Origin of the sequence: Pseudomonas oleovorans subsp. oleovorans (assembly GCF_002197815.1) — a bacterium.
Lineage (GTDB): Bacteria > Pseudomonadota > Gammaproteobacteria > Pseudomonadales > Pseudomonadaceae > Aquipseudomonas > Aquipseudomonas oleovorans.
Window position 1 is genome coordinate 1 of the sequence record NZ_NIUB01000088.1, and the last position, 1,249, is coordinate 1,249.

General features: G+C 57.1%; 1 protein-coding gene and 2 pseudogenes. All 3 read right to left on the reverse strand.

Annotated features, from left to right (window positions below; all coding sequences use genetic code 11):
- A pseudogene (locus tag PSOLE_RS23360) lies at positions 1-409 on the reverse strand (IS21 family transposase); the annotation flags it as partial.
- Between the two features lie 92 nt (positions 410-501).
- Complete coding sequence (locus tag PSOLE_RS24200; protein WP_158212599.1) at positions 502-642, reverse strand: hypothetical protein; 141 nt, start codon at positions 640-642, stop codon at positions 502-504.
- A gap of 266 nt (positions 643-908) precedes the next feature.
- Positions 909-1,249 (reverse strand): annotated as a pseudogene (locus tag PSOLE_RS23365) (transposase domain-containing protein); the annotation flags it as partial.

Genomic DNA, 1,249 nt, shown 5'->3' on the forward strand with positions numbered 1-1,249 from the left:
AGCCTTCCTCGCTCCAGTCAAACTGAAACGCCTCGCCAAGAGCAAAGGTCAGCGGCACAAAGGCCTGCGACGCCTTGCCCTGTCCCCCTCGCCAGGCACGGATAAACGCGGTGAGCTGGCTGTAGCCACCGTCATAACCATCGGCTTTGATTTGCGCCAACAGCGCCTTGGCACTGCGCCGCTGTTGCTTGGGCCGCAGCGAATCGGCTTTTAGCGCCTGCTCCAGCGTGGCGTGAAAAGGGCTGAGTTTGTTGAAGATCGCGCGGCGTTGGTAGACCGGCGGCTTGGCCTCAGGTGCTCTGACCCACTTGCGAATCGTGTTGCGCGCCAACCCGGTGCGCTTGGCTATCTCATGCAGCGACAGCTTGTCGCGGAAATACATCCGGCGAATTTTGCCCATCATTTCCATACTGATCACCCTGTGTTCTCCTGCTCAAAAATTGAGCAGAAGCAGTTGAACACCTGGGTCAGTTTTCAGTCGGCAGAACAGCCTCTACTGGGTCAGTTTTCGGTCAGCGGCAACACATGCTGGTAGCCATAAGCACAAGCACCCTCCAGCCCTTCCTCGGGCTGCTCGAAACGGAGTTCCACGGCATTGCGCCACTGGCCATCCCTATAAACCTGCAGAGTAAGATTGTGCATATCAGTCACCAGCACTTTAATGCCTAAACAGTAGACGCACACGCATAAAAAGGCAATTTAATACCTAAAAAATAATCTCAACCACAGAATAAGGCATTAAAGCGCCTCAATCTCAGGAGTTAGCTCCCGCTTCGGAGGGCGCAGCCCGTGTTCAACTCCCCAGCAAGGATTTGAACCCGCGCCCAGCCAAATTGCCCAACTGCAACACTTACACTGGGTCTATTTGGATGCGCTCTTGACGGAAGGCTCAAGGTTCCTATACTGCAGATCGACTGCTTGCAGGCACCGCAGGCGCAGGTCAGCTCATGCTCGGGCAGCTCATGGATGACCTCCATACGCGGCAGGTTGGCCGGCAGCGGCTTGCGTTTGCCACGGCGCTTGACCGGCGCAACGACTTCTTCGGCTTCGACTGGCTCGGCGGCCGGCGCTTCGATCAGCTCTTCGACCTCGTTGAACATGGCCAACTGCGGCGAGTCGGCGTCTTCAGGGCTGCGCTCGGACTTGGGCGAGAACAGCTTGTGGCGCAGCAAGGCGTTCTCTTCCTGCAACTGCAGAATCAGAGCCTTGAGCAGGACGGGATCGTCGGGAAGATTGTCGGCGCCAAATT

Excerpts from the sequence above, each read along its gene's own strand:
- PSOLE_RS24200 (WP_158212599.1), bottom strand. The coding sequence starts at position 642 with ATGCACAATCTTACTCTGCAGGTTTATAGGGATGGCCAGTGGCGCAAT.